Origin of the sequence: Mycobacterium sp. IS-2888, from assembly GCF_001954215.1 — a bacterium.
Lineage (GTDB): Bacteria > Actinomycetota > Actinomycetes > Mycobacteriales > Mycobacteriaceae > Mycobacterium.
In genome coordinates this window covers 85,077-105,841 of sequence record NZ_MBET01000026.1, presented here as the reverse complement: position 1 = coordinate 105,841, position 20,765 = coordinate 85,077, and the positions used below count along the sequence as shown (strand labels likewise).

Below are 20,765 nucleotides of genomic sequence, written 5' to 3'. Positions count from 1 at the left end.
TGAGCACACTATCGTGCGGCCACCGTAGCAGCGATCAGGCTGTCAGCGGCAGCACCGAGCGTGGGGCCTAGGGACGAACCACCAGGCGATTCCCATGCATCGGGCCCACGCTCGGGCGCCCTGGGATCACGGATGCGCGGCCGCGTGCTGTTGGGCCGCCTGGCGAGCGAGCCTTTCGTTGTGGATCCTGACGAGTTCGCGGAACCCAAGCCGGTGGTATTTCGGTATCGGCTGGATGCCCCACACGTCCTGCGCGGTGGCCTTACCCTCGGCACCCTCCGGCGGCCCCAACGGCGGGTACGGGTACTTGCATTCCAGGGTGTCGTTGGAATACCGAATCTTCAGCAGCTCGCTACAGATTTCGGTCAGGCTCAGCGTGGGGTAGCCGTAATACACTGCCATGAACGGCAACGTGAACGCGCCCTCGATCACCAGCGCGATGAGGCACACCAAGACGGCCCGTTTGATCCATTTATGCATGCGGGCGTAGTACGGGGTTGTCCCCGGCTCGAGATCGGGAGTGGGGTCTTTTTCCTCGGTTGGTGACGGCACGGAAGAACTTGTCATCGCAATGCTCCTAAACTTATTCAGTCCGAAAAGATTTCGCGGTTAACGGTGTGCAGATACGGGATGGCGAGGAACGGGGTGATGTAGAAGATGTCGTACAGCCACCAACCGATCACCGGAAACACGACACCGGCGTAGCGCACGTCGGCGAACATCGTCATGTTGAACACATAGGCTGACCAGATCACCACGCCCATCCAGCAGGTGATGATCATCCACTGGTGGCCCCACCGCTTCATCTGCAAGAACCCGATCGCTGCGGCGACTCGCATGGAGAACACCGTCAGGATCAGTCCTGCCACATAGGCTTTTTCGCCAGGGCCCGCGGCGCCCCCGACCCAGAGCTCGTTGTAATGCCAGAAGTAGCCAGCGTCGAACATGTTGCCCCAGCCGACCATCAGCACCCGGTTGATCAACGTGTGGTTGGCGACGAGGTCCAGGGCCCAGCCCAGGCTGTTGAGCATGCCGTCGATCAGCACCAGATAGCCGATCAGGGTCACGATCATGGGCCGAACCGAGAGGCCGGCGCGCAGGGCCTGGCGCTGCAGCCAAACCCCACGCATGAAGATGGGAAATCCGATCAGACCCGGAGCCCACATGCCCATCAAGGCGGCGCCGGCGATCATCCACTTGTCGGCGCGGCGCTGCGCGCGGCGGGATTCGTCGTGGTGATCCTCGAGGCTAACCGAACTTCCCGAAAGCCGGTTGAGCAGAGGAAGATTCACAGGTCCCACCAACCGCGTGCAAATGACATATAGAGCTGGATTCCGAACATCACCGCCAAGTAGCCGTAGATGAAAATTTGGAAGACGATCAGCGCCCTCTTGCGTTTCCGCTCTTTCAGGTCCATGCCAAGGGTTCCTTCCTAGCTCAGCGTTTTGGACGTTTCAGCGTCGGCGAGGCTGGCCGCCGCGACTTCCCGTAGACCGTCGGTGACGGCGCCGTCGGTGCTCAGCGGCGCGAGTATGCACGTGTCGGCCGCTTCCAATTCGGTTGCGCCGGCCGCGATCAGCTGCGCGGCAGTGACCAACACCCTGGTCGACGGAGGCTCGAAGTGAAAGGCTTCGTCGGCGGTGCGGATCGCAACCGCGCATCCGACCAGTCGCCGCGCCGTCGCGATGGGAACTCCGGATTCGGCGACGATCACCTCGGCCTCGCGGTCCGGCGGCAAATACTTCATCGCGATCGTGACGAACCGCTGGCGGAACGACGGTTTGAGGTCCTTGAGCGAGCTGCGGTATGCGGGGTTGTACGAGCACACCAGCATGAAGCCGTCGGGCGCCTGCACCACCTCGCCGGCGCGGTCAAGGAACAGCGAGCGCCGATGATCGGTGAGCGAATGCAGGATCGCCAGCGAGTCGTGGCGAGCCTCCACGACCTCGTCGAGGTAACAGATCGCGCCGGCCTTGACCGCCCGGGTCAGCGGGCCGTCGGTCCACACCACGTCGCCGCCGGTCACCATGAAGCGGCCGACGAGATCGGAGCTGGTGAGATCGTCGTGGCAGCTGATGGTGACGACGGGTCGCCCCAACAGCAGGCCCATCTGCTCGACGAACCGTGTCTTGCCGCACCCGGTCGGGCCGGTGAGCATCACGGGCAGGTGCCGCTGGAAGGCCTGCTCGAACAGCACGACCTCGTTGCCGTTAGGGAAATAGGTATCGGTGGCGGCGTTCATGCGGCGACCAGTTCACGATGGACATGAGCCAATACCCGCGGAAGCTCCTCGATGCGTCGAATCCGTTGGGACCGACGAGGACCGAACACCTCCGGGAGGGGATCGACCCGCGTCGGTCCGACGCCCACGTAGTACATCGACACCCCCGCGTCGCTGGCCTCCTCGACGGCGTGCGCGGCGTCCGCCCAGGCGTAGCTGCCCTCGTAGCCCTCATCGGAGATCAGTCCGTCGCCGATCACGATCAGCAGGCGCCGTTCGGAGGGCTGCGCCAGCAATCGGCTCGTCAAATGGCGAAGTGGCGCGCCGAGTCTGGTGTATCCGCGGGTGGACAGGCCCAGCCCGCTCGGCGGCACAAACCGGCGGTCTTCGAAGTCCTTCAGGCGGCGCACTTCGACTCGATGACGGGTATTGCCCGTGAACACGAAGATGCCATGACGCTCGCGCGCCAGCGTCATGGCGCGCGACAGCGCGTCGGCACAAGCCAATTCCAGCCGGAAGATTCGCCCGCCGTGCACCCCCAGCGACGAACTGCCGTCGAGCAGCAACGCCGTGGTGACGTCCCGGCCGCTGGGCAGCAGGTCGCGGAATATCTTCGGCTCCTCCGCCTCGCCGGTCGTGAGATCGGTGTAGTGGCTGACGTATTGGTCGACATCGAGGTCGGAGCCGTCTTCGAGGCGGTTCGTCATCGCACGGTGGGTGTGCTCTTCGAACCACTTGCGGACGTCGATGGTCACGGGCGTCGGCCCCTGGACGCTGGGCGCGTCCGCGGTCTCGACGACGGCGACGTGGTCGCGCATGAATCGCTGGGTCCATGCGTTCCATTCGGGGTAGGGAATTCCGGGCCGGTGTTGCGGGGTGAGGTCGAGATCGTTGTCTTGGGGGCGGCTCGGCGGCGGCAGGTTGGGGTTGCGGACGCCGCCGTCGCCGCCGACGGGGACGGAATACGGCCGCGGAACCCGTTGCTGCGCTGTCGTCCAGGGCATCCTGCCGAAACTGCGTCGCAACTTGTCGGTCCATCCCTGTGGCATCGTGTAGGCCAGCGGCAAGCCGCCCAGCAGCGGATGGACCGTCAAATCCTGATCCGTGGACGCCAGCGCGATCGCGCGGTCGAGCATCTCCTCGGCGTTCGTATCGCCGTCGGCGGGGAGGACTTCGGGCAGCAGTCGACGAAGCTCGGGTAGTAGACCGGGCCAGCGCGAGGCTATCCAGCCCACGGCGACGCCCGCTTCGACGAGTGTGAGCGCCCGCAGTTCGCGTGCGGAGAGCTCGTTCAGCCGATATGCGGTGATGCGTTCCTTGGATGGCGAACATTGCAGCGCCACACCGCATGTCAGGGTCCTGCGCGTCCAGTCGGCTATGGCGGGGTAGGGGACATGGACGAAGGTCAGCCTTGCGCTCAATCCGAAGCGGCGCCGCTCACCCGTGACGAGCCGCGCGCCTTCGCGGCGGTGGTCACTCAACGCCACCGCCGTCACGGCGCAACGTCGTTCGAGCGCCATCGCATGGTTGTCGGAGCCTTCAGCCATCGGAAGCCGCTCAAAACGTGCCGATGTTGGAGAACAGCCAATACCAAAACCAGATGATCAGTCCGGTGCCGCCCCAGGCGGCGACGTAGCGAAGGATTTCCCAGAGATAGCCCACGATGCGACCTCCTGATCATCGATTCAGCTGTGGTTGCGGAGTCTCAGTCGGTGAAGAGTTCACGGTTGACGGTGTGCAGATACGGGATGGCGAGGAAGGGGGTGATGTAGAAGATGTCGTAGAGCCACCAGCCGACGACCGGCAGCACGACACCGGCGAAGCGCACGTCGGCGAACATCGTCATGTTGAAGACGTAGCCGATCCAGATCACCACACCCATCCAGCAGGTGATCACCATCCACTGATGGCCCCAACGCTTCATCTGCAGGAAGCCGATGGCCGCCGCGATCCGCATCGTGAAGACGGTCAGGATGAGACCGACTTCCCAGGCCTTTTCGCCCGGGCCCGCCGCGCCGCCCACCCACAGCTCGTTGTAGTGCCAGAAGTAGCCCGCGTCGAACATGTTTCCCCAGCCGTTCAACAGCACGCGGGCCAGCAGCGTGTGGTTTGCGACCAGGTCGAGCGCCCACCCCACGGCGTTGATCGCAGCGTCGATGATGACGAGGTAGCCGAGCAGCGTGACGAGCATCGGTCGAACCGAGAGTCCATCCCGTTGCGCCCGGCGCAGTAATCGAACGCCCCAGAGGAATAGCGGCAGCCCGAAGATGCCCAGGACCGCGGTGCCGATCAGGAGACTGCCCGAGATGAGCCATTTGTCGGCCCGACGCTGCGCGAACTGCGACCGCTCCGCGTGCTCGTCGAACGTCAGTGTGGGTAGGGCAGCGTCACGCTGGTGCAGCTTCGGCACGTCTATGAACCCTCCGCGTCATCGAGGCCGATTGAGCAGGTGCGAGCACTATAACAGGCTGACTTTAGTCAACAAAAAAGCTACCACTGATGGGTCTCAGCCGGGCATGACCAGCATTTCGTGCATTTGAAGGGTCGAGTTACTGATATTAGTCAAGTTTGGCGCGGTTCCGACGGTCGGGCTGGTGCCGTTGCCCTGCGTGGTCCGCTCGTAGCGTCTCACGTCGGCAAGGGTCAAGGCTGCAAGCTTCGCAACGTCCTCGCGACGTAGTCCTCGAGCAACGCGCGACCGGTGGGCCAGTGGTTGGTGGTGATCAACAGCGAGTACAGGCCGAGCAAGAAGAACACCGCACTGTTCATGGGAATGACGTCAGGATCAACGTCGCCACGTTCTTGAGCGCGCGCGATCTCCTGGGCGACCAAGACGATCAGGGGATGATCTTCTCCGTCTTCGGCGGGGGGACGAGTTTGCGAAAAATGCAGCGCAAGAAAGTCATTGAACAGCAAGTCGCCAAGCCGGCGTTCCAACCCAACTATCAGGCGGACCGCTTCATTCAATGCGGAGGCGATATCATGCTTCGACTTCAGGAAGTGCGCGAACTGCTTGGCGATGCGGTCCTCTTCACGCCGCTCAAGTTCGAGCAGCACGTGCTCCTTGGTCGGAAAGTGAAAGAAGAAGGTGCCGTGGGCGACGCCCGCTGCGGCCACGATGGCACTGACGTCGGCCTCCGCCATCCCGGCCCTGGCGAACTCGGCGATCGCGGCACCCATCAATCGCTCCCGCGTCTGCAAGCGCTTGGCTTCTCGCGCAGACACCCTTTCCGTCACCGCCATTTCGGTCCTTCAGTTGACTTCACTCACCTAGGAGTTCTGAGGGTAGCTCACCCATTATGACTTCTATGCGCTAGAAAGGCTTGTATTACTCCATATATCGTCATGCTGCGACTTCCTGTTCCAGCCCGGAGCCCGTGAAATCATTGACGTTAGTCAGACAGTGTTCGTAGATTGAACGGCGGTCGACGCCGGGGTGACCATCAACTAGATCGCTCACAAGCGCCAGCTGCTGGGCTCCGAGACGTGCCAGGGAGTGGCGGCGGGCAACGGCTCTGCCTCGGTGATCGATATCGCGTCGAGGATCAGGGCAACGTAGCGTCGCCAGCCATCGCTGCGCGGATCCATCGTCGGTAGCACGGAATAGAGCATCGCGATCAGGCGCGGAAGATCGTCGGCGACCAGGTCGGCGCGGACGAGCCCGGACCGCTGGCCTCGCCGAACAAGCTCGTGCAGGGTCTGGTTCAGCGAGTCTGAGATGTCGGCGGTCAGCGACCCGGCCCGGTGCACGGCGGTCAGCAGGTGGCGTTCGCGAGCACCGAGTCCTATTGCCGCCCCGATCAATTCGTTCAGGCCACGCAACGGGTCGTCGGCGCGCCGCGCGCGCTCGATCGCCGGCATCAGATCCTCGGCGATGCTCTGGTCCAGAGCCGCCCGGACCAGGTCGGCCTTGGCCGGAAATCTCCGGTAAAGCGTCCGCTCGCCGACTCCCGCGCGACGGGCGACCGCTTCGATCGGCGCATCGGGTCCGAGCTCGCCGTAGACGGCCCGCGCGGCGCGCAGTATCCGCTCGGCGTTGCGGGCCGCGTCCGCTCGCAGCGGCCGGTCCTCAATGGCGGTCACCAAGACAGCTTAACTGACAGTTGACTGCCAATTGCCGGAGTCCTACGCTCAATGCAATTGACAGCTATCTGCCACTTAATGGGAAACGTCGCTGATGACAACAACTTCCGAACGTCGCTCGGAGACAGATCTTCCAGTCATACCCGCTCCGCGTGCGGCGCAGTGCCCGCTGCAGCCACCCGCCGAATTCGCGAGCTGGCGGGAGGAGCCGGGGTTGCGCCGGGCGATGTACCACGGACAACCGGCCTGGGTAGTGAGCCGCTACCACGACATCAGGGCGGCCCTGCTCGATCCGCGCCTGTCCGCGGACACCATTCCGGACTCCATCCGCCCCTCTGGGTCCGGCGGCAAGGCACCGGTGATGTTCGCGCGGATCGACGATCCCGAACACCACCGGTTGCGTCGCCAGCTGACGAGCAATTTCACCTTCCGGCGCTGCGAAGCCATGCGGCCGCAGATCCAGGAACTGGTCGATCACTACCTCGGCGAGATGATCCGCAACGGGCCGCCGGCCGACATCGTGCGTGACTTCGGCCTACCGGTGCCGTCAATGGTGATCGCGCTGCTCTTGGGAGTACCGCCGGAAGATCTGCCGCTCTTCCAGCGTCACACCACGGCCGGATTGGACACCAAGTCGTCCGACGAGGAGAAGGCCCAGGCTTTCGGGGCGATGTATGTCTACATACAGGAGTTGGTGAAGCGCAAGGCGCATGAACCCGGCGACGACTTGATCAGCCGCCTTGTCACGGATTATGTGGCTACCGGTCAGCTCGACGACGAGACCGCGGCCATGACGAGTGTGATCATGATGCAGGCCGGCCACGAAACCACCGCCAACATGATTTCGTTGGGAACCGTTGCGCTGCTGCAACATCCCGATGTCTTCGAGCGGCTCGGCCGAACCGACGATCACACCGTCGTCGCCAACATCGTCGAAGAGCTGATGCGTTATCTGACCATCGTGCACAGCCAGGTCGATCGGGTTGCGATCGAAGATCTGACGATCGGCGGACAGTTGATCCGCGCGGGGGAGCCGGTCGTCATGAACCTGCCCGCCGGAAACTGGGACGGCCAATTCGTCGACAACCCGGAAACGTTCGACGCCGACCGAAACACCCGCGGCCATTTGGGCTTCGGCTATGGCGTGCACCAATGCATCGGCCAGAACCTCGCCCGAGTCGAGATGCAGGTCGCGTTCGCGACGCTGGCGCGGCGGCTCCCAGCGTTGAAATTGGCGGTGCCACCGGATGAACTCAGATTCAAAGACGCCGACATCTACGGGATGAAAGAACTGCCGGTCACTTGGTGACCACCCCGCTGCAATTCGACGACCGGGTCGCCGTGATCACCGGCGCCGGCGGCGGATTGGGCAAGGAGTACGCCCTGCTGCTCGCTTCGCGCGGCGCGCGCATCGTGGTCAACGACACGGGCGGCTCGGTGACGGGCGACGGTTCGGACGGCGGCGCGGCCGCCGCGGTCGCGGAGGAGATCCGCCAAGCCGGCGGCCAGGCGGTCCCCGACACCCACAGCGTGGCAACTCCAGAGGGCGGAAAGGCGATCGTGGACACCGCCATTCGCGCCTGGGACCGGGTGGATATCGTGATCAACAACGCCGGGATCGTGCGCGACGCGCCGTTCGAGGACATGACCGCCGACCTGCTCGAGCCCTTGCTGGACGTGCACCTGAAGGGCGCGTTTCACGTGACCCGGCCGGCATGGAAAGTCATGCGCGAGCAACGGTACGGCAGGGTGGTCAACACGTGCTCGGCCGCCGGAATCCTTGGCGCCGAACACATGAGCAACTACGGCGCCGCCAAAACCGGATTGATCGGTTTCACCCGAGTGGTGGCTGCCGAAGGGGCGGGCCACAACATCAAGGTCAACGCCATCGCCCCGATCGCCTACACCCGGATGCTGGCGCGCGAACTCGAGAACGCGACCGGCCAGCGGGCCGCCGAAAACGACGCGGCGGCGCAGGAGGTATTGGATGACCTTGTGGGCCAATACCTTCGGAAGCTTGACCCGGCGCTGGTGGCTCCCGTGGTGGCCTTCCTGGCCCACCAGGACTGCCCGGTCACGGGCGAGATCTACTCGGTGGGCGCCGGACAGGTATCGCGATTCTTCATCGGCAGGACAACAGGCTTCTACAGTCCCGCATTGTCGGTCGAGGACGTGCGCGATCATCTCGGCGAGATCCGCGACGAAACCGGTTACACCGTGCCCGCCGGTCCGGCCGACGAAATGAGCCAGCTCTTCGCGACGATCAACTAACGCGCCCGACGTGCCTCAGCAGCTGAATGCGACGCCGACGCCGTCGGGGGCCGGGACCGAGCGCAGGCACCCGAAGGGCTGGACGCCGGCGGCGGCGAAGCGTACCGCCGACTGGTGGGCGTAGTTCACGCAGAACAGCCCGGTTTCGTCGGCGCGACAGCGATTGTCGTCGTACGACAGCGAGTCGCCACTGGCCAACTCGGGTCCGTTGCCGTTGACGAATGGACCCGGGTCGGCACGGGCCGACCCGATCTGCAGTTTCGTGCCGTCGAAGTCCACCCAGCCGCCCTTCCAATCGCCGTAGGCGGTTTCGGGCCGGGGCGGGGGATTGGCGAGGTCGACCAGACAGGCCAGCGCGTTGCCGGTGTGCTTGGAGTCCGTCGTGCACACGACTTTGCCGCCTGCGACGGTGAAGGCGATGTCATTGCCCAATGGCGTCGCGACCCCGTCGCGCGTCACGGTGTGATAGCGGCCGGGATCGGCCGGATGACCGGCCTCGATCCACGCGATGACGTCCGGCATCGCCGCCCCGGCAACCGGCGGCGTCGACGGCGCGGGAGGTTTGCTCGACGAGGGCGCGGCGGCCGTTGGCGAGAAGCCCGATACCGCCGTGGTGTTCGGGGTCGGCGTCTGCCCCGAGTGGCTGCTGCCGGCGTGGGAGCATCCAGCGATCAGCAGCGACAGGGCGATCAGCGCGGTGATCCGCATCCCGTCAGGCTAGCCGCCACGCACCGGATTTAGGCGCTCCGCGCGCCCTACGTACGTAGTGTCGGCTACCGTCGGGTTATGCATCAGCGCAGCATCCGCGCACGCACTTCCGCCGGCATCGTTGAAGGCTTCACCCGCGACGGTGTGCACCGCTGGCGCTCCATCCCGTACGCACGGCCCCCGGTGGGCAGGCTGCGCTTTCGGGCGCCGCAGCCGGCCCAGCCCTGGTCGGGCGTGCGGCATTGTCATGGCTTCGCCAACTGCGCGCCCCAGCAGCGTCGCTACACCCTGCTGGGTGTCGGCAAGTATCAGCCAATGAGCGAGGACTGTCTCACGCTCAACGTCGTCGCGCCCGAATCCGGCCCCGAATCCGCCGAACCGCTGCCGGTGATGGTCTTCATTCATGGGGGTGGATACATCCTGGGCAGCTCGGCGACGCCGCTGTACGACGGTGCCGCGCTGGCTCGACGCGGTTGCGTCTACGTTTCGGTGAACTATCGGCTGGGCGCGTTGGGCTGTCTGGATCTGTCGTCGCTGTCCACGCCGGAGATCACCATCGACAGCAACCTGTATCTGCGCGATCTGGTGCTGGCCCTGCAGTGGGTCCACGACAACATCGCGGCGTTCGGCGGCGACCCGGGCAATGTCACCATCTTCGGTGAAAGCGCGGGCGCGTGCATCACCGCCACGCTGTTGGCGGTGCCCGCCGCCGAAGGCCTGTTCTCCCGGGCGATCTCGGAGAGCCCGGCGTCGGGCCTGGTGCGGTCGAAAGAGGTTGCCGACGAGTTCGCCAGCCGATTCGCCGACCTGCTCGGGACCCGTACCCAGGACGCCGCCAACGCGCTGATGCAGGCCTCCGCGGCCCAACTGGTCGACACGCAGGACCGCCTGATCGACCAGGGCATGCAAAAACGGCTGGGAGCCTTCCCAATTGGGCCGGTCATCGGCGACGACTGCCTGCCCATTGATCCGGTCGAAGCGATGCGCACCGGCCGGGCGCATCGAGTCCCGCTCATCGTCGGTACCAACGCCGAAGAGGGCCGACTGTTCACCCGCTTCCTGGGCATGCTGCCGACGAACGAAGCGATGATCGAAGAGCTGCTGGCCGACACCGAACCGGCTGCCCGCGAACGCATTACCGCCGCCTACCCGGACTACCCGTCGCCCTCGGCGTGCGTGCAGCTCGGCGGCGACTTCGCGTTCAGCTCGGCAGCCTGGCAGATCGCCGAGGCCCACGGTGGCCACGCGCCCACCTATCTGTACCGGTACGACTACGCCCCGCGGACATTGCGGTGGTCAGGCTTGGGAGCCACCCACGCCACCGAATTGCTAGCCGTCTTCGACTTCTATCGCACCCGGTTCGGTGCGTTGCTGACGGCCGCGGCCGATCAGCGTGCCGCGCTGCGAGTCAGCAACGAGGTGCAGCGGCGTTGGCACAGTTTCAGCCGCACCGGGGTGCCGGGCGACGACTGGCCCGCCTACACCTCCGAGGACCGTGCCGTCATGGTCTTCGACCGCAAGAGCCGCATCGAGTTCGACCCGCACCCGCAGCGCCGGATGGCATGGGACGGCTTCTCTTTGGCGCAGTGACCTGGCACGCTGACCCCCATGCACGCGGACACCGAACGAGTCATCGAACGCCCCACTGACCTCAGCGCCTCCTGGCTGGCCGCGGCCATCGGCGCCGGGAGTGTCGCCGATTTCGCCGTCGAGCGCATCGGTACCGGCCAGATGAGCGAGTGCTACCGCGTCCGGCTCGACTACGCCGGCGCCGACTCGACCGGACCGGACTCGGTCGTGCTGAAGGTCGCGGCCACCGATCCGGTAAGCCGGCAGACCGGCCTCGCGCTGGGACTCTATGAGCGCGAAGTCCGGTTCTACGGCGACATCGCGCCGCGGCTCGGCGGGCCGATCGCGCCCTGCTATCACGCCGCGATCGACACGGCGACCGGAGCGTTCGACCTGCTTCTCGGCGATGCCGGGCCGGCGGTCGTCGGCGACGAAATCGCCGGCGCCACAACCGAACAGGCCGCCCTCGCGGTCGCCGAACTGGGACGGCTGCACGGCCCACTGCTGGGCGACACGTCACTGGCCGAAGCGCCCTGGCTCAATCGGGACGCGCCACTCAACCAGGCGATGATCACCCAGCTCTACGCCGGATTCGTTGAACGTTACGGCGACCGGATCGCCACTGAGCACCGGGCGGTGTGCGAACGCCTGATCGCCGCCTTCGACGGGTACCTGGCCCAGGAATCCGAACCGGGCCGGATTCAGGGCCTGGTGCACGGCGACTATCGACTGGACAACATGCTGTTCGGTACCCCAGACGCCGACCGTCCGCTGACCGTCGTGGATTGGCAGACCGTCTCCTGGGGTCCGGCACTGACCGACCTGGCGTACTTCCTCGGGTGTGCGCTCTCGACGCCGGATCGTCGCGCCGGGTACGACGCATTGCTGCGCGCCTACCACGAGGCGCTGGGACCGGCGGCGCCCCTCACCGTCGACGACGTCGCCGAAGGTGTGCGCCGCCAAAGCTTTTTCGGCGTCATGATGGCGATCGTCTCGTCCATGCTGGTGGAACGCACCGAACGTGGCGACCGGATGTTCATGACGATGCTGGAACGGCACTGTGACCACGTGCTCGACACCGACGCGTTGGCGACGCTGCCCGGGGCGGCGGTGCCGGAGCCGCTGCGCCCCTCGGAGGAGGATGAGCTCGCACACCCGCCGACCGACGAACCGCTGTGGAGCGAGAGCTGGTATGCCGACTTCGCCGATGCGGCACAGGGATTGGGCGGTTGGTTCCGCATCGGCCTGATCGCCAACCAGCGGACGGCGTGGGTTCATGCGCTGCTGTGCGGGGCCGACATGCCGACGGTCGCCGTCGACGCGCAAGTCCCGCTGCCGGCAGACCCGTGGGTGCTGAACACCGACGCTTTCGAGCTCCGCCACTGCGCGCCCGCGCCGCTGCAAACCTACAGCGTCGACGTGCGGGCACGGGCTGAGGCATATGACGACCCGGCGGCCTTGTTGCGAGGGGAGCCGGGAACTCCCGTCGACATGACGATGCATTTGGTGTGGACCACCGACGGGACGCCGTACACATACCGGCTCACGACACGCTACGAGATCCCGTGCACCGTCTCGGGCACCGTCACCGTCGACGACACCAGCTACCGCGTCGACTCCGTCCCGGGGCAGCGCGACCACTCGTGGGGCGTGCGGGACTGGTGGAGCATGGATTGGATATGGAGCGCGCTGCATCTCGACGACGGCACGCATCTGCATGGAGTGAACATCCGGATTCCCGGCGCACCCACTTTCAGCATCGGCTACGTTCAGGGCGCCGACGGCACGGTCAGCGAACTGCAGACCGTCGCCTCCCGAGAACCGTTCGGCGCCAACGGGTTACCGCTGAACGCCACGCTTAGCCTCGATGGCATCACCGCGGACGTCGAGGTGCGTGGCCACGCTCCGGTACGCCTGACGGCCCCCGACGGGCGGGTGAGCCAGTTCCCGCGCGCCTGGGCCAGCGTCAGCACTCCCGACGGCCGGACCGGCGTTGGGTGGGTGGAATGGAACCGCAACCTCACGGATCCGGCATAAGTCCGGCCTCCGATGCCGCGCCGTCACCCATCGTGGTGATGGGTGTCTCCGGTTCGGGCAAGTCGACGGTGGGCTCCGCACTCGCACAACGCCTGCGGGTGCCCTTCGTGGATGCCGACACCCTGCATCCAATGGGCAACATCGTCAAGATGACCGCCGGCGAACCGCTCACCGACGACGATCGCTATCCGTGGCTGGAAAAGGTGGGCCAATGGCTGGCCGGCCACCGCACGGGCGGGGTGGTGAGCTGCTCGGCACTCAAACGCCAATATCGCGACAGGTTGCGCGCGCACTGCCCAAGCGTCGAATTCCTTTACCTGAACGGTTCACCGGACGTGGTCATCCGCCGGATGTCGGCCAGGACCGGCCATTTCATGCCGCCCGCGTTGCTGCGGTCGCAATTCGAGACTCTGGAACCCCTCGGCGCCGATGAGCGTGGCGTCACCGTCGATATCGAACACGATGTCGGCGCCATCGTCGAGGCCTTCTTGAAAAGCTCAGCGCCACAGCGGAACTCGGGCGGCCAAACCTGATGTACCAATCCGTGGTCGGGCTCGTCGTCGTGTTGCACTTCGCGTTCATCGGTTACGTCGTCGTCGGCGGTTTCCTCGCGCTTCGCTGGCCGCGCACGATCTGGCTGCACGTCGCGGCGGTGATCTGGGGGATAGCCATTGCCGCCAAACGCGTCGACTGCCCGTTGACCTGGCTGGAACGCTGGGCTCGCGCCCGCGCCGGAATGGGGCCGCTGCCGCCGGACGGATTCATCGCCCACTACATCACCGGGGTGGTCTACCCGACGGGTTGGGTCCTCGGCGTCCAGCTCGCCTCGTTCGCGGTGGTCGCGGCATCGTGGGCGCTATACGCCCGGCGCCGCGCCAACCGATCCCGGAACAACCGTGCGGCTACCACGGACGCCGGCGACGGGTCTTGACCCCGCCGCCGACTCGGTCACGGGCGGTGTCGGCCAGCTGGCCGCCCTGTTGGCGGGCGGCCTCGGCGAGCTCCACGCCGCGCGCCCGAGCCGTATCGGCGAGCTCCGTGCCGCGCACCCGGGCCGTGTCGGCCAGCTTCTCACCACGCTTGCGCGCTTTCTTTGCCAGCGGGCCACTCTTTTCGGCCGCCGTACTCGCGAGTTCTTCGCCGCGTTTGCGAGCCCTCTTCGCCAGTGGCGCACCTCGCTCGGCCGCAGTGCTGGCAAGCTCGCGACCGCGCTCGAGTGCGGCCTCGGCGTACGGTGCGCTTCGCTCGGCGGCGGTGCTCGCCAGTTCGCGGCCGCGTTCGAGTGCGGCCTCGGCGTAGGGTGCGCCTCGCTCGGCGGCCGTGGTCGCCAGCTCGCGACCGCGCTCGGCGCCGACCTGCAGGCCGTGCACGATTTTCTCGCCGAGTTCGCCGAAGTCGGCGTCGAGCGTGTCCTGCGAACCCGGCAGTGCCGAGGACACCCGCTCGGAGAGACGGGCGGCCGCGCGGCGCCCGCGCCATCCCAGCGACGGCTTGCCCGCGGTGTCCGCGGACGCGATGACCAGCCCGCCCACCAGGCTCAGATCTTTCAGGAACGCTTGGCGCAACTCGGCTTTGCGCTGCGGGTCGTTCTCGGTCCAGAACATGTGCGTGCCGAGGTTCGCCGGTAGCACCGTCAACGCCAGGGCGGCCGACGCGACGCGTGGCAGCTTGCCGGTGGCGAGCAGCAGGCCGCCCCCGATCTGGACGGCCGCGGTGATTTGCGCGACCGTCTGGGGGTCGCTGGGAATCTTGCTGCCCACCGGATCTGGCAGCGACTGCAGGCCGTCCACCGCGGGGGCCGCGGCTTCCGCCGCCGACTTGGGGTTGAGCAGCGATTCGACGCCTTGGCCGATAAACGCGACGGACAAGAGGGGTCGTGCGATTCTGCGGATCAACATGGCAGGTGGGTTACCCGACGGTCCGGCAAACAAACCGACGACGCATCGCCCCAGCTGGTCGGTGGCCGTGCGGGTGCGAAGCCCGGCGGCGATACGCTGGATTGCGTGCGAGCGTTGATCATCGTCGACGTGCAAAACGACTTCTGCGCGGGTGGCTCGCTGGCCGTAACGGGCGGGGCCGCCCTGGCCCCTGCCATCAACGACTATCTGGCGGGCCGGCCGGGCTACCAGCACGTCGTGGCCACTCAGGACTTTCACATCGACCCGGGCGACCACTTTTCCGACCAGCCGGATTTTTCGACCTCGTGGCCACCGCATTGCATCGCGGGCAGCTTCGGTGCTGATTTTCATCCTGACCTCGACACCGGTCCGATCGAGGCGGTCTTCCGCAAAGGCGCCTACGCCGCCGCGTACAGCGGCTTCGAGGGGGTCGACGAGGGCGGAACATCGCTACTCGACTGGTTGCGACAGCACGATGTCGACGAGGTCGACGTGGTCGGAATCGCCACCGATCATTGTGTCCGGCGCACCGCCGAGGACGCTGCCCGCGCCGATCTGACCACCCGCGTCATCGTGGACCTCACCGCGCCCGTGGCACCGGATTCGGCCGAGGCGGCCCTGGCCGAGATGCGATCCGCCAACATCGCGTTGGTGCAGAGCCACTGATGGTCGTGCCACTGGACCGGGAGCGTCTGCTTGCCGCGGTGGAGCGCTCGCCGCAGGCGGTCGCCGCGCACGACCGCGACGGCTGGGTGGGCGTCTTCACCGCCGACGCACGGGTTGAGGACCCGGTCGGCTCGCGGCCGCATGTGGGACACGAGCAGATTTATCGCTTCTACGACACCTTCGTCGGGCCGCGTGACATTAACTTTCATCGCGATCTCGACATCGTCTTCGGCACCACCGTGCTGCGTGACCTCGAGCTCGAGGTGTCGATGGGTCCGGCCGTGACGATGTACATTCCCGCCGTCTTGCGCTACGACCTCCGAGAAGCCAACGGCCAGTGGCAGATTGCCGAGCTGCGGGCCTACTGGGAGTTGCCCGCGATGATGCTGCAGTTCCTGCGACGCGGATCCCGAGCCGTGACGCCCGCCCTGCAGCTGTCACGGGGCCTGGTTGCCAATCAAGGATGGCGGGGGACCGCGGGCTTCATGGCCGGCTTTCGGCGGGCCGGGGCGCGGCACAAGAGACTGGCGGAGGCTTTCCTCGGCGCCGTCGCGCGCAACGACTTGTCCGCCGCAATGCGAGCGCTATCACCCAGTGCCCTAATAACTTTGGGCGACGACGATCCGCTTGACCCCGCCGAACTCGTCGAGCAACTCGAAGGGGCCAACTGGAGCAAGGTGATCGGCGCGGGCACAACGGTCGCAGTCTCGGTCAACTCGGATCATGGGCGCGGCATCGTGTTCGCCGATGTGGTCCGGCGGGCCGACACGATTGAGCGGATCCGGTATTTCCCATCCTGACCGTGCTCCCTGCCCGACCTAGCTCAGTGCGCGACCATCAGCGCCAGCGCCGCGGCCGACAGGCATAAGAAGGCGCCGGGAAACGCGATGTTGTACAGGACGCGGGCCCGCAGGTGCGTGATCACCGCACCGATAAAGAACAGGACCAGGCCGACGGCGGCGGCAATTCCCAAGGCCCGCAGCCCCAGGAGCCCGACGATCAGCCCGGCGGCGCCGGCCAGCTTCGCCGCGCCTAGCGCCGGCAGCCAGGACCGTGGCACCCCGACCTCGGCCGAGTTTGCCAGCACGAATTTGGCGGGAACGAGGTCGGCGACGGCAATTGCCGCGGTGACGACTGCGGTGGTCGCAGTTACCGCGATGAATGTCGTGTTCATTGGTCAATCCTGGTGCGGCGCACAATCGGTAGGGTCATGGTGCTGGGTCTCCTTTGCGACAGAGGGTTCGATGGATGTGGTCATCTGCTTGACGACTCCCATGCGGAAAAGGTGACCTTTTGAGCGCTCCGGAAAGGCTCGAGGATCTCGCGCAACGCTTCGACGCGGATCGCCGGCATCTAAGGTCGGTCGCGTTTCAGCTGCTCGGCTCGGCCGCCGACGCCGACGACGCGGTGCAGTCGGCCTGGCTCAAAGCCAGTCGATCGGATTTCGGCGCCGTCCAGAACCTCACCGGCTGGTTCACGACGATCACCGCGCATGAGGCGCTCGACCAGCTGCGGGCGCGCAAGCGGCGCGGCGAACAACCGCTGGCCGACGCCGATGACCTGGACCGGCTGGCGGGGACCGGTTCGGCGCCAGCCGACGCGGACGCGCTGCTTGCCGACTCGGTGAGTCGCGCGCTGCTCATCGTGCTCGACCGACTCTCACCGGCCCAGCGCGTTGCCTTTGTGCTGCACGACGTGTTCGCCATGCCGTTCGAGACGATCGGGGATGTCCTGGAGCGGTCGCCGGCCGCCGCGAAGAAGCTGGCAAGTCGGGCCCGCGCCCGACTGCTGGGGTACGCGCCCGCCGAACCTCGGCGCGTGGAGAAGCACGTCGAGATCGTGGAGGCATTCCTGGCCGCCTCCCGCGGCGGCGATATCGCGAAATTGCTCGAGTTGCTCGCACCCGGCGTGCTCCGCCGGGTCGATCCGACGCTGGTTCCCGGCGACGTGCCGACCGAGGTGCGTGGCGCACGGGAGGTGGCCGAGGAGACCCGTCGCTTCGCCCTGCGCGCGCGGGCTGGTGTCGTCATGCTCATCGACGGCGCCCCGGGCGTCGTGATCGCTCCGCACGGGCGTCCGCAGATCATGCTGCGGATCGGGATCGGAAGCGACGACCGCATTCACACGATCGACATCAGCGGCGACGCCGAGGGCCTGCGCCGGGCCGTTCTCGCACTGCCGCGCTGGCCGGTCGCGAGGCAAGATCGGGAGCATCATGCTCGATAGGCCGATCGGACGGCGGAGTCTGCTGCGCGGCGCCGGTGCGCTCACCGCGGCGGCGCTGGCCCCGTGGCCCGCCGGCTGTGCCGACGACGACGACGCGTTGACCTTCTTCTTCTCGGCCAATCCGGACGAGCGTGATGCCCGGATGCGCATCGTCGACGAATTCCAGCGCCGCCATCCCGACATCAAGGTTCGCGCGGTGTTGTCGGCGCCGGGCGTCATGCAGCAGCTGTCGACGTTCTGCGCCGGTGGCAAGTGCCCCGACGTGCTGATGGCTTGGGAACTGACTTACGCGGAGCTCGCCAACCGGGGGGTGTTGCTGGATCTCGGCACTCTGCTGGCGCGGGATCCGGCTTTTGCCGCGCAACTTAAGTCCGACAGCATCGAGGCGCTGTATGAGACCTTCACGTTCAACGGCGGGCAATACGCATTCCCCGAGCAATGGTCGGGAAACTACCTGTTCTACAACAGACGGCTCTTCGCCGAGGCCGGTGTGCCCGCGCCGCCGCGAACATGGGAGCAGCCGTGGAATTTCACCGAATTCCTTGCCACCGCACAGGCGCTGACCAAGCGCAACGGTTCGGGCCGCACCAGCCAGTGGGGCTTCGTCAACACGTGGGTTTCGTTCTACTCGGCCGGGTTGTTCGCGATCAACAACGGCGTGCCGTGGGCCACCCCGCGCATGAATCCGAACCACTTCAATTTCGACGATGAGGCGTTCATTGAGGCGGTCCAGTTCTACGCCGACCTGGCAAACCGGCACCGGGTGGCGCCCAACGCGTCCGAGGTGCAATCGATGTCGACACCCGATCTGTTTGCCGCGGGAAAGGCGGCGATCGCGCTCGGCGGCCACTGGAGGTACCAGACGTTCATGCGAGCCGACGGCCTGGATTTCGACGTCGCGCCGCTACCCGTCGGACCGCGCCGCCAGGGCCGGCCGGCCGCCTCCGACATCGGCACCACCGGGCTGGCCATCTCGGCGAGCAGTCAACGTAAGGAGCAGGCCTGGGAGTTCGTCAAGTTCGCGACCGGTCCCGTGGGCCAGGCATTGATCGCCGAGTCGTCCCTTTTCGTCCCGGTGCTGCGGTCCGCGCTCGACTCGACGGGATTCGCCGATGCCCACCAGCGGGTCGGCAACCTCGCCGTGCTGACCGAGGGGCCCGCGCATTCGGAGGCGCTGCCGGTCACCCCGGCCTGGGAAAAGGTCGCCGCCCTGATGGACCGCAACTTCGGGCCCGTGCTGCGCGGATCCCGTCCGGCGGCATCGCTGGCGGGGATGTCGGGCGCCCTCGACGAGGTGTTGCGCACCCCATGACATCGGTCGACTCCGCGCCGGCTGACGCGAAACGCCCCAACGGCCCCCGCCCCATGCGACGGCGCGCGTGGGCCGGTCGCTTGTTCGTCGCACCCAACCTGGCCGCCGTCGCGGTGTTCATGCTGTTTCCGCTCGGGTTCTCGCTGTACATGAGCTTCCAGAGCTGGGACGTCTTCCGGCCGCCAAAATTCGTGGGAACGAAGAACTTCGAAGACCTCTTCACCTCGGACCCACTGTTTTTGATCGCGATCCGCAACACGGTGATCTTCACCCTGGGGACCGTCGTGCCGACCCTGCTTATCAGCCTCGTCGTCGCTGGCGTGCTGAACCGAAAGGTCAAGGGCATCGGCATCTTTCGGACGATCGTCTTCATGCCGCTGGCCATCTCGTCGGTGGTGATGGCTGTCGTGTGGCAGTTTGTCTTCAACACCGACAACGGGCTGCTCAACATCATGCTCGGCTGGATCGGGATCGGCCCCATCCCGTGGCTGGTCGACCCTCGGTGGGCGATGTTCTCGCTGTGTATGGTCAGCGTCTGGCGCAGCGTGCCCTTTGCGACGGTCATCTTGCTGGCAGCCATGCAGGGGGTTCCGGAAACCGTGTACGAGGCGGCCAAAATCGACGGCGCGGGAGAGATCCGGCAGTTCGTGTCCATCACCGTGCCGCTGATCCGCGGGGCGATGTCGTTCGTGTTGGTCATCTCGATCATCCACGCGTTTCAGGCTTTTGACCTGGTGTACGTCCTCAACGGCGCGAACGGCGGTCCGGAGACCGCGACCTATGTGCTGGGCATCATGCTGTTTCAGCATGCGTTTTCGTTCCTGGAATTCGGCTATGCGTCGGCACTGGCGTGGGTGATGTTCGCGATCCTGTTGGTGGTGACCGTGTTTCAGTTGCGGCTCACCCAGCAGCGCTCACGGGAGGCTTCCAGTGGTCTCGGCTGATCGCGTGTTCAAGCGCAACGTCCTTCGCGCGGTGCTGGTCTACAGCGCCCTGATCGGCATCGCATGGTGTTGGCTGTTTCCGATCGCCTGGGCGGTGTCGGGTTCGTTGAAGCGCGAAGGCGAGGTCACCGAGCCGACACTGTTGCCGGCCCACCCGCGGTGGTCCAACTACACCGAGGTGTTCTCGCTGATGCCGTTCGGGCGGATGTTCTTCAACACCGTGTTGTACGCGGGGTGCGTCACGGCCGGGCAGGTGTTCTTCTGCTCGTTGGCCGGCTACGCGTTCGCGCGACTGCAGTTCCGCGGCCGCGACACGCTGTTCGTCTTGTACCTGGGCACGCTGATGGTGCCGCTGACCGTGACGGTGATCCCGCAATTCATTCTGATGCGAACCTTCGGTTGGGTGGACACGCCGTGGGCGATGATCGTGCCGGGCCTGTTCGGCAGCGCCTTCGGCACCTATCTGATGCGGCAGTTCTTCCGAACGCTGCCAACCGATCTCGAGGAGGCCGCGATCCTGGACGGTTGCTCGCCGTGGCAGATCTACTGGCGGATTCTGCTGCCGCATGCGCGGCCGGCGGTGATGGTGCTCGCGGTGCTCACCTGGGTCAACGTGTGGAATGACTTCTTGTGGCCGCTGCTGATGCTGCAGCGCAACAGCCTGGCGACGCTGACGCTCGGCCTGGTCCGGCTGCGCGGCGAATATGTGGCCCGCTGGCCGATAATCATGGCAACCTCGATGCTGATCATGGTGCCGCTTGTCCTCATCTATGCGATCGCGCAGCGTTCCTTCGTGCGCGGTATCGCCGTCACCGGGCTCGGTGGATAGC

At 66.1% G+C, this 20,765-nt stretch carries 23 protein-coding genes; 12 read left to right on the top strand and 11 right to left on the bottom strand.

Annotated elements, in window-relative coordinates; genetic code table 11:
* Positions 1-126 precede the first annotated feature (126 nt).
* The 8 genes from A5745_RS05020 to A5745_RS04990 all read right to left on the bottom strand — a co-directional run bounded on the left by A5745_RS05020 (position 127) and on the right by A5745_RS04990 (position 6,304).
* Complete coding sequence (locus tag A5745_RS05020; RefSeq protein WP_076058557.1) at positions 127-567, bottom strand: hypothetical protein; 441 nt, start codon at positions 565-567, stop codon at positions 127-129.
* Between the two features lie 20 nt (positions 568-587).
* Positions 588-1,292 (bottom strand): hypothetical protein, encoded by a 705-nt coding sequence (locus A5745_RS05015; RefSeq protein ID WP_170874416.1) that lies wholly within the window; start codon positions 1,290-1,292, stop codon positions 588-590.
* Complete coding sequence (locus tag A5745_RS25175) at positions 1,289-1,417, bottom strand: hypothetical protein (protein WP_256385461.1); 129 nt, start codon at positions 1,415-1,417, stop codon at positions 1,289-1,291. Before A5745_RS25175 ends, A5745_RS05015 begins: the two co-directional genes overlap by 4 nt.
* A 15-nt stretch (positions 1,418-1,432) precedes the next feature.
* A complete protein-coding gene (locus A5745_RS05010) occupies positions 1,433-2,242 on the bottom strand; it encodes a CbbQ/NirQ/NorQ/GpvN family protein (RefSeq protein WP_076115315.1) in 810 nt (269 codons plus the stop codon).
* The gene (locus A5745_RS05005; protein WP_076115314.1) at positions 2,239-3,768 is read right to left on the bottom strand and encodes a nitric oxide reductase activation protein NorD; all 1,530 of its coding nucleotides are present in this window, start codon (positions 3,766-3,768) and stop codon (positions 2,239-2,241) included. The genes A5745_RS05010 and A5745_RS05005 overlap by 4 nt, the downstream gene beginning before the upstream one ends.
* A 158-nt stretch (positions 3,769-3,926) precedes the next feature.
* Positions 3,927-4,637 carry a hypothetical protein gene (locus A5745_RS05000; RefSeq protein WP_076058564.1) on the bottom strand — a complete coding sequence of 237 codons (711 nt, stop codon included), beginning with the start codon at positions 4,635-4,637 and terminating at the stop codon, positions 3,927-3,929.
* A gap of 227 nt (positions 4,638-4,864) precedes the next feature.
* Positions 4,865-5,464: a TetR/AcrR family transcriptional regulator gene (locus A5745_RS04995; protein ID WP_076115313.1), complete on the bottom strand. Its 600-nt coding sequence runs from the start codon at positions 5,462-5,464 to the stop codon at positions 4,865-4,867.
* Positions 5,465-5,677: 213 nt separating this feature from the next.
* Complete coding sequence (locus A5745_RS04990; RefSeq protein ID WP_076115364.1) at positions 5,678-6,304, bottom strand: TetR/AcrR family transcriptional regulator; 627 nt, start codon at positions 6,302-6,304, stop codon at positions 5,678-5,680.
* Positions 6,305-6,398: 94 nt separating this feature from the next.
* On the opposite strand from A5745_RS04990, the gene A5745_RS04985 reads away from it, so the two are divergent.
* Both A5745_RS04985 and A5745_RS04980 read left to right on the top strand, forming a co-directional pair.
* Complete coding sequence (locus A5745_RS04985) at positions 6,399-7,613, top strand: cytochrome P450 (RefSeq protein ID WP_083662732.1); 1,215 nt, start codon at positions 6,399-6,401, stop codon at positions 7,611-7,613.
* Positions 7,610-8,575: an SDR family NAD(P)-dependent oxidoreductase gene (locus A5745_RS04980; protein ID WP_083662730.1), complete on the top strand. Its 966-nt coding sequence runs from the start codon at positions 7,610-7,612 to the stop codon at positions 8,573-8,575. Before A5745_RS04985 ends, A5745_RS04980 begins: the two co-directional genes overlap by 4 nt.
* 15 nt (positions 8,576-8,590) lie before the next feature.
* Here the strand turns inward: A5745_RS04980 and A5745_RS04975 are convergent, their stop codons facing one another.
* Entirely contained in the window at positions 8,591-9,283 is a 693-nt protein-coding gene (locus tag A5745_RS04975; RefSeq protein ID WP_076115310.1) for a hypothetical protein, read from the bottom strand.
* A gap of 78 nt (positions 9,284-9,361) precedes the next feature.
* Here A5745_RS04975 and A5745_RS04970 point away from each other — a divergent pair, with 78 nt between their 5' ends.
* The 4 genes from A5745_RS04970 to A5745_RS04955 are packed head-to-tail and all read left to right on the top strand — an operon-like array spanning position 9,362 to position 13,820.
* Entirely contained in the window at positions 9,362-10,873 is a 1,512-nt protein-coding gene (locus tag A5745_RS04970; RefSeq protein ID WP_076115309.1) for a carboxylesterase/lipase family protein, read from the top strand.
* Between the two features lie 18 nt (positions 10,874-10,891).
* Complete coding sequence (locus A5745_RS04965) at positions 10,892-12,889, top strand: phosphotransferase (RefSeq protein WP_076115308.1); 1,998 nt, start codon at positions 10,892-10,894, stop codon at positions 12,887-12,889.
* Complete coding sequence (locus A5745_RS04960; protein ID WP_371336851.1) at positions 12,859-13,422, top strand: gluconokinase; 564 nt, start codon at positions 12,859-12,861, stop codon at positions 13,420-13,422. Before A5745_RS04965 ends, A5745_RS04960 begins: the two co-directional genes overlap by 31 nt.
* Positions 13,422-13,820, top strand: a complete 399-nt coding sequence (locus tag A5745_RS04955; RefSeq protein ID WP_076115306.1) for a DUF2784 domain-containing protein — start codon at positions 13,422-13,424, stop codon at positions 13,818-13,820. The genes A5745_RS04960 and A5745_RS04955 overlap by 1 nt, the downstream gene beginning before the upstream one ends.
* Here the strand turns inward: A5745_RS04955 and A5745_RS04950 are convergent.
* Positions 13,792-14,787, bottom strand: coding sequence for a DoxX family membrane protein (locus tag A5745_RS04950; protein ID WP_076115363.1), 996 nt, complete (start codon positions 14,785-14,787; stop codon positions 13,792-13,794). The two genes, A5745_RS04955 and A5745_RS04950, sit on opposite strands and share 29 nt — an antisense overlap.
* 105 nt (positions 14,788-14,892) lie before the next feature.
* Here A5745_RS04950 and pncA point away from each other — a divergent pair, with 105 nt between their 5' ends.
* Together pncA and A5745_RS04940 are read left to right on the top strand one after the other, a co-directional pair.
* Positions 14,893-15,453, top strand: a complete 561-nt coding sequence (pncA, locus tag A5745_RS04945) for a pyrazinamidase PncA (protein ID WP_083662728.1) — start codon at positions 14,893-14,895, stop codon at positions 15,451-15,453.
* Positions 15,453-16,253 (top strand): nuclear transport factor 2 family protein, encoded by an 801-nt coding sequence (locus A5745_RS04940; RefSeq protein WP_076115305.1) that lies wholly within the window; start codon positions 15,453-15,455, stop codon positions 16,251-16,253. The genes pncA and A5745_RS04940 overlap by 1 nt, the downstream gene beginning before the upstream one ends.
* Positions 16,254-16,276: 23 nt before the next feature.
* Here A5745_RS04940 and A5745_RS04935 read toward each other — a convergent pair whose 3' ends face one another.
* Entirely contained in the window at positions 16,277-16,627 is a 351-nt protein-coding gene (locus A5745_RS04935) for a DoxX family protein (RefSeq protein ID WP_076115304.1), read from the bottom strand.
* A gap of 119 nt (positions 16,628-16,746) precedes the next feature.
* Here A5745_RS04935 and A5745_RS04930 point away from each other — a divergent pair, with 119 nt between their 5' ends.
* From A5745_RS04930 to A5745_RS04915, 4 genes are read left to right on the top strand one after another with little or no spacing between them, the layout of a single operon-like run.
* Positions 16,747-17,679, top strand: a complete 933-nt coding sequence (locus A5745_RS04930) for a sigma-70 family RNA polymerase sigma factor (RefSeq protein WP_076115303.1) — start codon at positions 16,747-16,749, stop codon at positions 17,677-17,679.
* Entirely contained in the window at positions 17,669-18,991 is a 1,323-nt protein-coding gene (locus A5745_RS04925; protein ID WP_076115302.1) for a sugar ABC transporter substrate-binding protein, read from the top strand. Before A5745_RS04930 ends, A5745_RS04925 begins: the two co-directional genes overlap by 11 nt.
* 53 nt (positions 18,992-19,044) lie before the next feature.
* Positions 19,045-19,935 (top strand): carbohydrate ABC transporter permease, encoded by an 891-nt coding sequence (locus tag A5745_RS04920; RefSeq protein ID WP_254848502.1) that lies wholly within the window; start codon positions 19,045-19,047, stop codon positions 19,933-19,935.
* Complete coding sequence (locus tag A5745_RS04915; RefSeq protein ID WP_076115300.1) at positions 19,922-20,764, top strand: carbohydrate ABC transporter permease; 843 nt, start codon at positions 19,922-19,924, stop codon at positions 20,762-20,764. The genes A5745_RS04920 and A5745_RS04915 overlap by 14 nt, the downstream gene beginning before the upstream one ends.
* Position 20,765 lies beyond the last annotated feature (1 nt).

Excerpts from the sequence above, each read along its gene's own strand:
- A5745_RS04950 (WP_076115363.1), bottom strand. The coding sequence starts at position 14,787 with ATGTTGATCCGCAGAATCGCACGACCCCTCTTGTCCGTCGCGTTTATC.
- A5745_RS04965 (WP_076115308.1), top strand. The coding sequence starts at position 10,892 with ATGCACGCGGACACCGAACGAGTCATCGAACGCCCCACTGACCTCAGC.
- A5745_RS05005 (WP_076115314.1), bottom strand. The coding sequence starts at position 3,768 with ATGGCTGAAGGCTCCGACAACCATGCGATGGCGCTCGAACGACGTTGC.
- A5745_RS04970 (WP_076115309.1), top strand. The coding sequence starts at position 9,362 with ATGCATCAGCGCAGCATCCGCGCACGCACTTCCGCCGGCATCGTTGAA.
- A5745_RS05010 (WP_076115315.1), bottom strand. The coding sequence starts at position 2,242 with ATGAACGCCGCCACCGATACCTATTTCCCTAACGGCAACGAGGTCGTG.
- A5745_RS05020 (WP_076058557.1), bottom strand. The coding sequence starts at position 567 with ATGACAAGTTCTTCCGTGCCGTCACCAACCGAGGAAAAAGACCCCACT.
- A5745_RS04985 (WP_083662732.1), top strand. The coding sequence starts at position 6,399 with ATGACAACAACTTCCGAACGTCGCTCGGAGACAGATCTTCCAGTCATA.
- A5745_RS04975 (WP_076115310.1), bottom strand. The coding sequence starts at position 9,283 with ATGCGGATCACCGCGCTGATCGCCCTGTCGCTGCTGATCGCTGGATGC.
- A5745_RS25175 (WP_256385461.1), bottom strand. The coding sequence starts at position 1,417 with ATGGACCTGAAAGAGCGGAAACGCAAGAGGGCGCTGATCGTCTTCCAA.
- A5745_RS04960 (WP_371336851.1), top strand. The coding sequence starts at position 12,859 with ATGGAACCGCAACCTCACGGATCCGGCATAAGTCCGGCCTCCGATGCC.
- A5745_RS04995 (WP_076115313.1), bottom strand. The coding sequence starts at position 5,464 with ATGGCGGTGACGGAAAGGGTGTCTGCGCGAGAAGCCAAGCGCTTGCAG.
- A5745_RS04935 (WP_076115304.1), bottom strand. The coding sequence starts at position 16,627 with ATGAACACGACATTCATCGCGGTAACTGCGACCACCGCAGTCGTCACC.
- A5745_RS04925 (WP_076115302.1), top strand. The coding sequence starts at position 17,669 with ATGCTCGATAGGCCGATCGGACGGCGGAGTCTGCTGCGCGGCGCCGGT.
- A5745_RS04955 (WP_076115306.1), top strand. The coding sequence starts at position 13,422 with ATGTACCAATCCGTGGTCGGGCTCGTCGTCGTGTTGCACTTCGCGTTC.
- A5745_RS04940 (WP_076115305.1), top strand. The coding sequence starts at position 15,453 with ATGGTCGTGCCACTGGACCGGGAGCGTCTGCTTGCCGCGGTGGAGCGC.
- A5745_RS04920 (WP_254848502.1), top strand. The coding sequence starts at position 19,045 with ATGCGACGGCGCGCGTGGGCCGGTCGCTTGTTCGTCGCACCCAACCTG.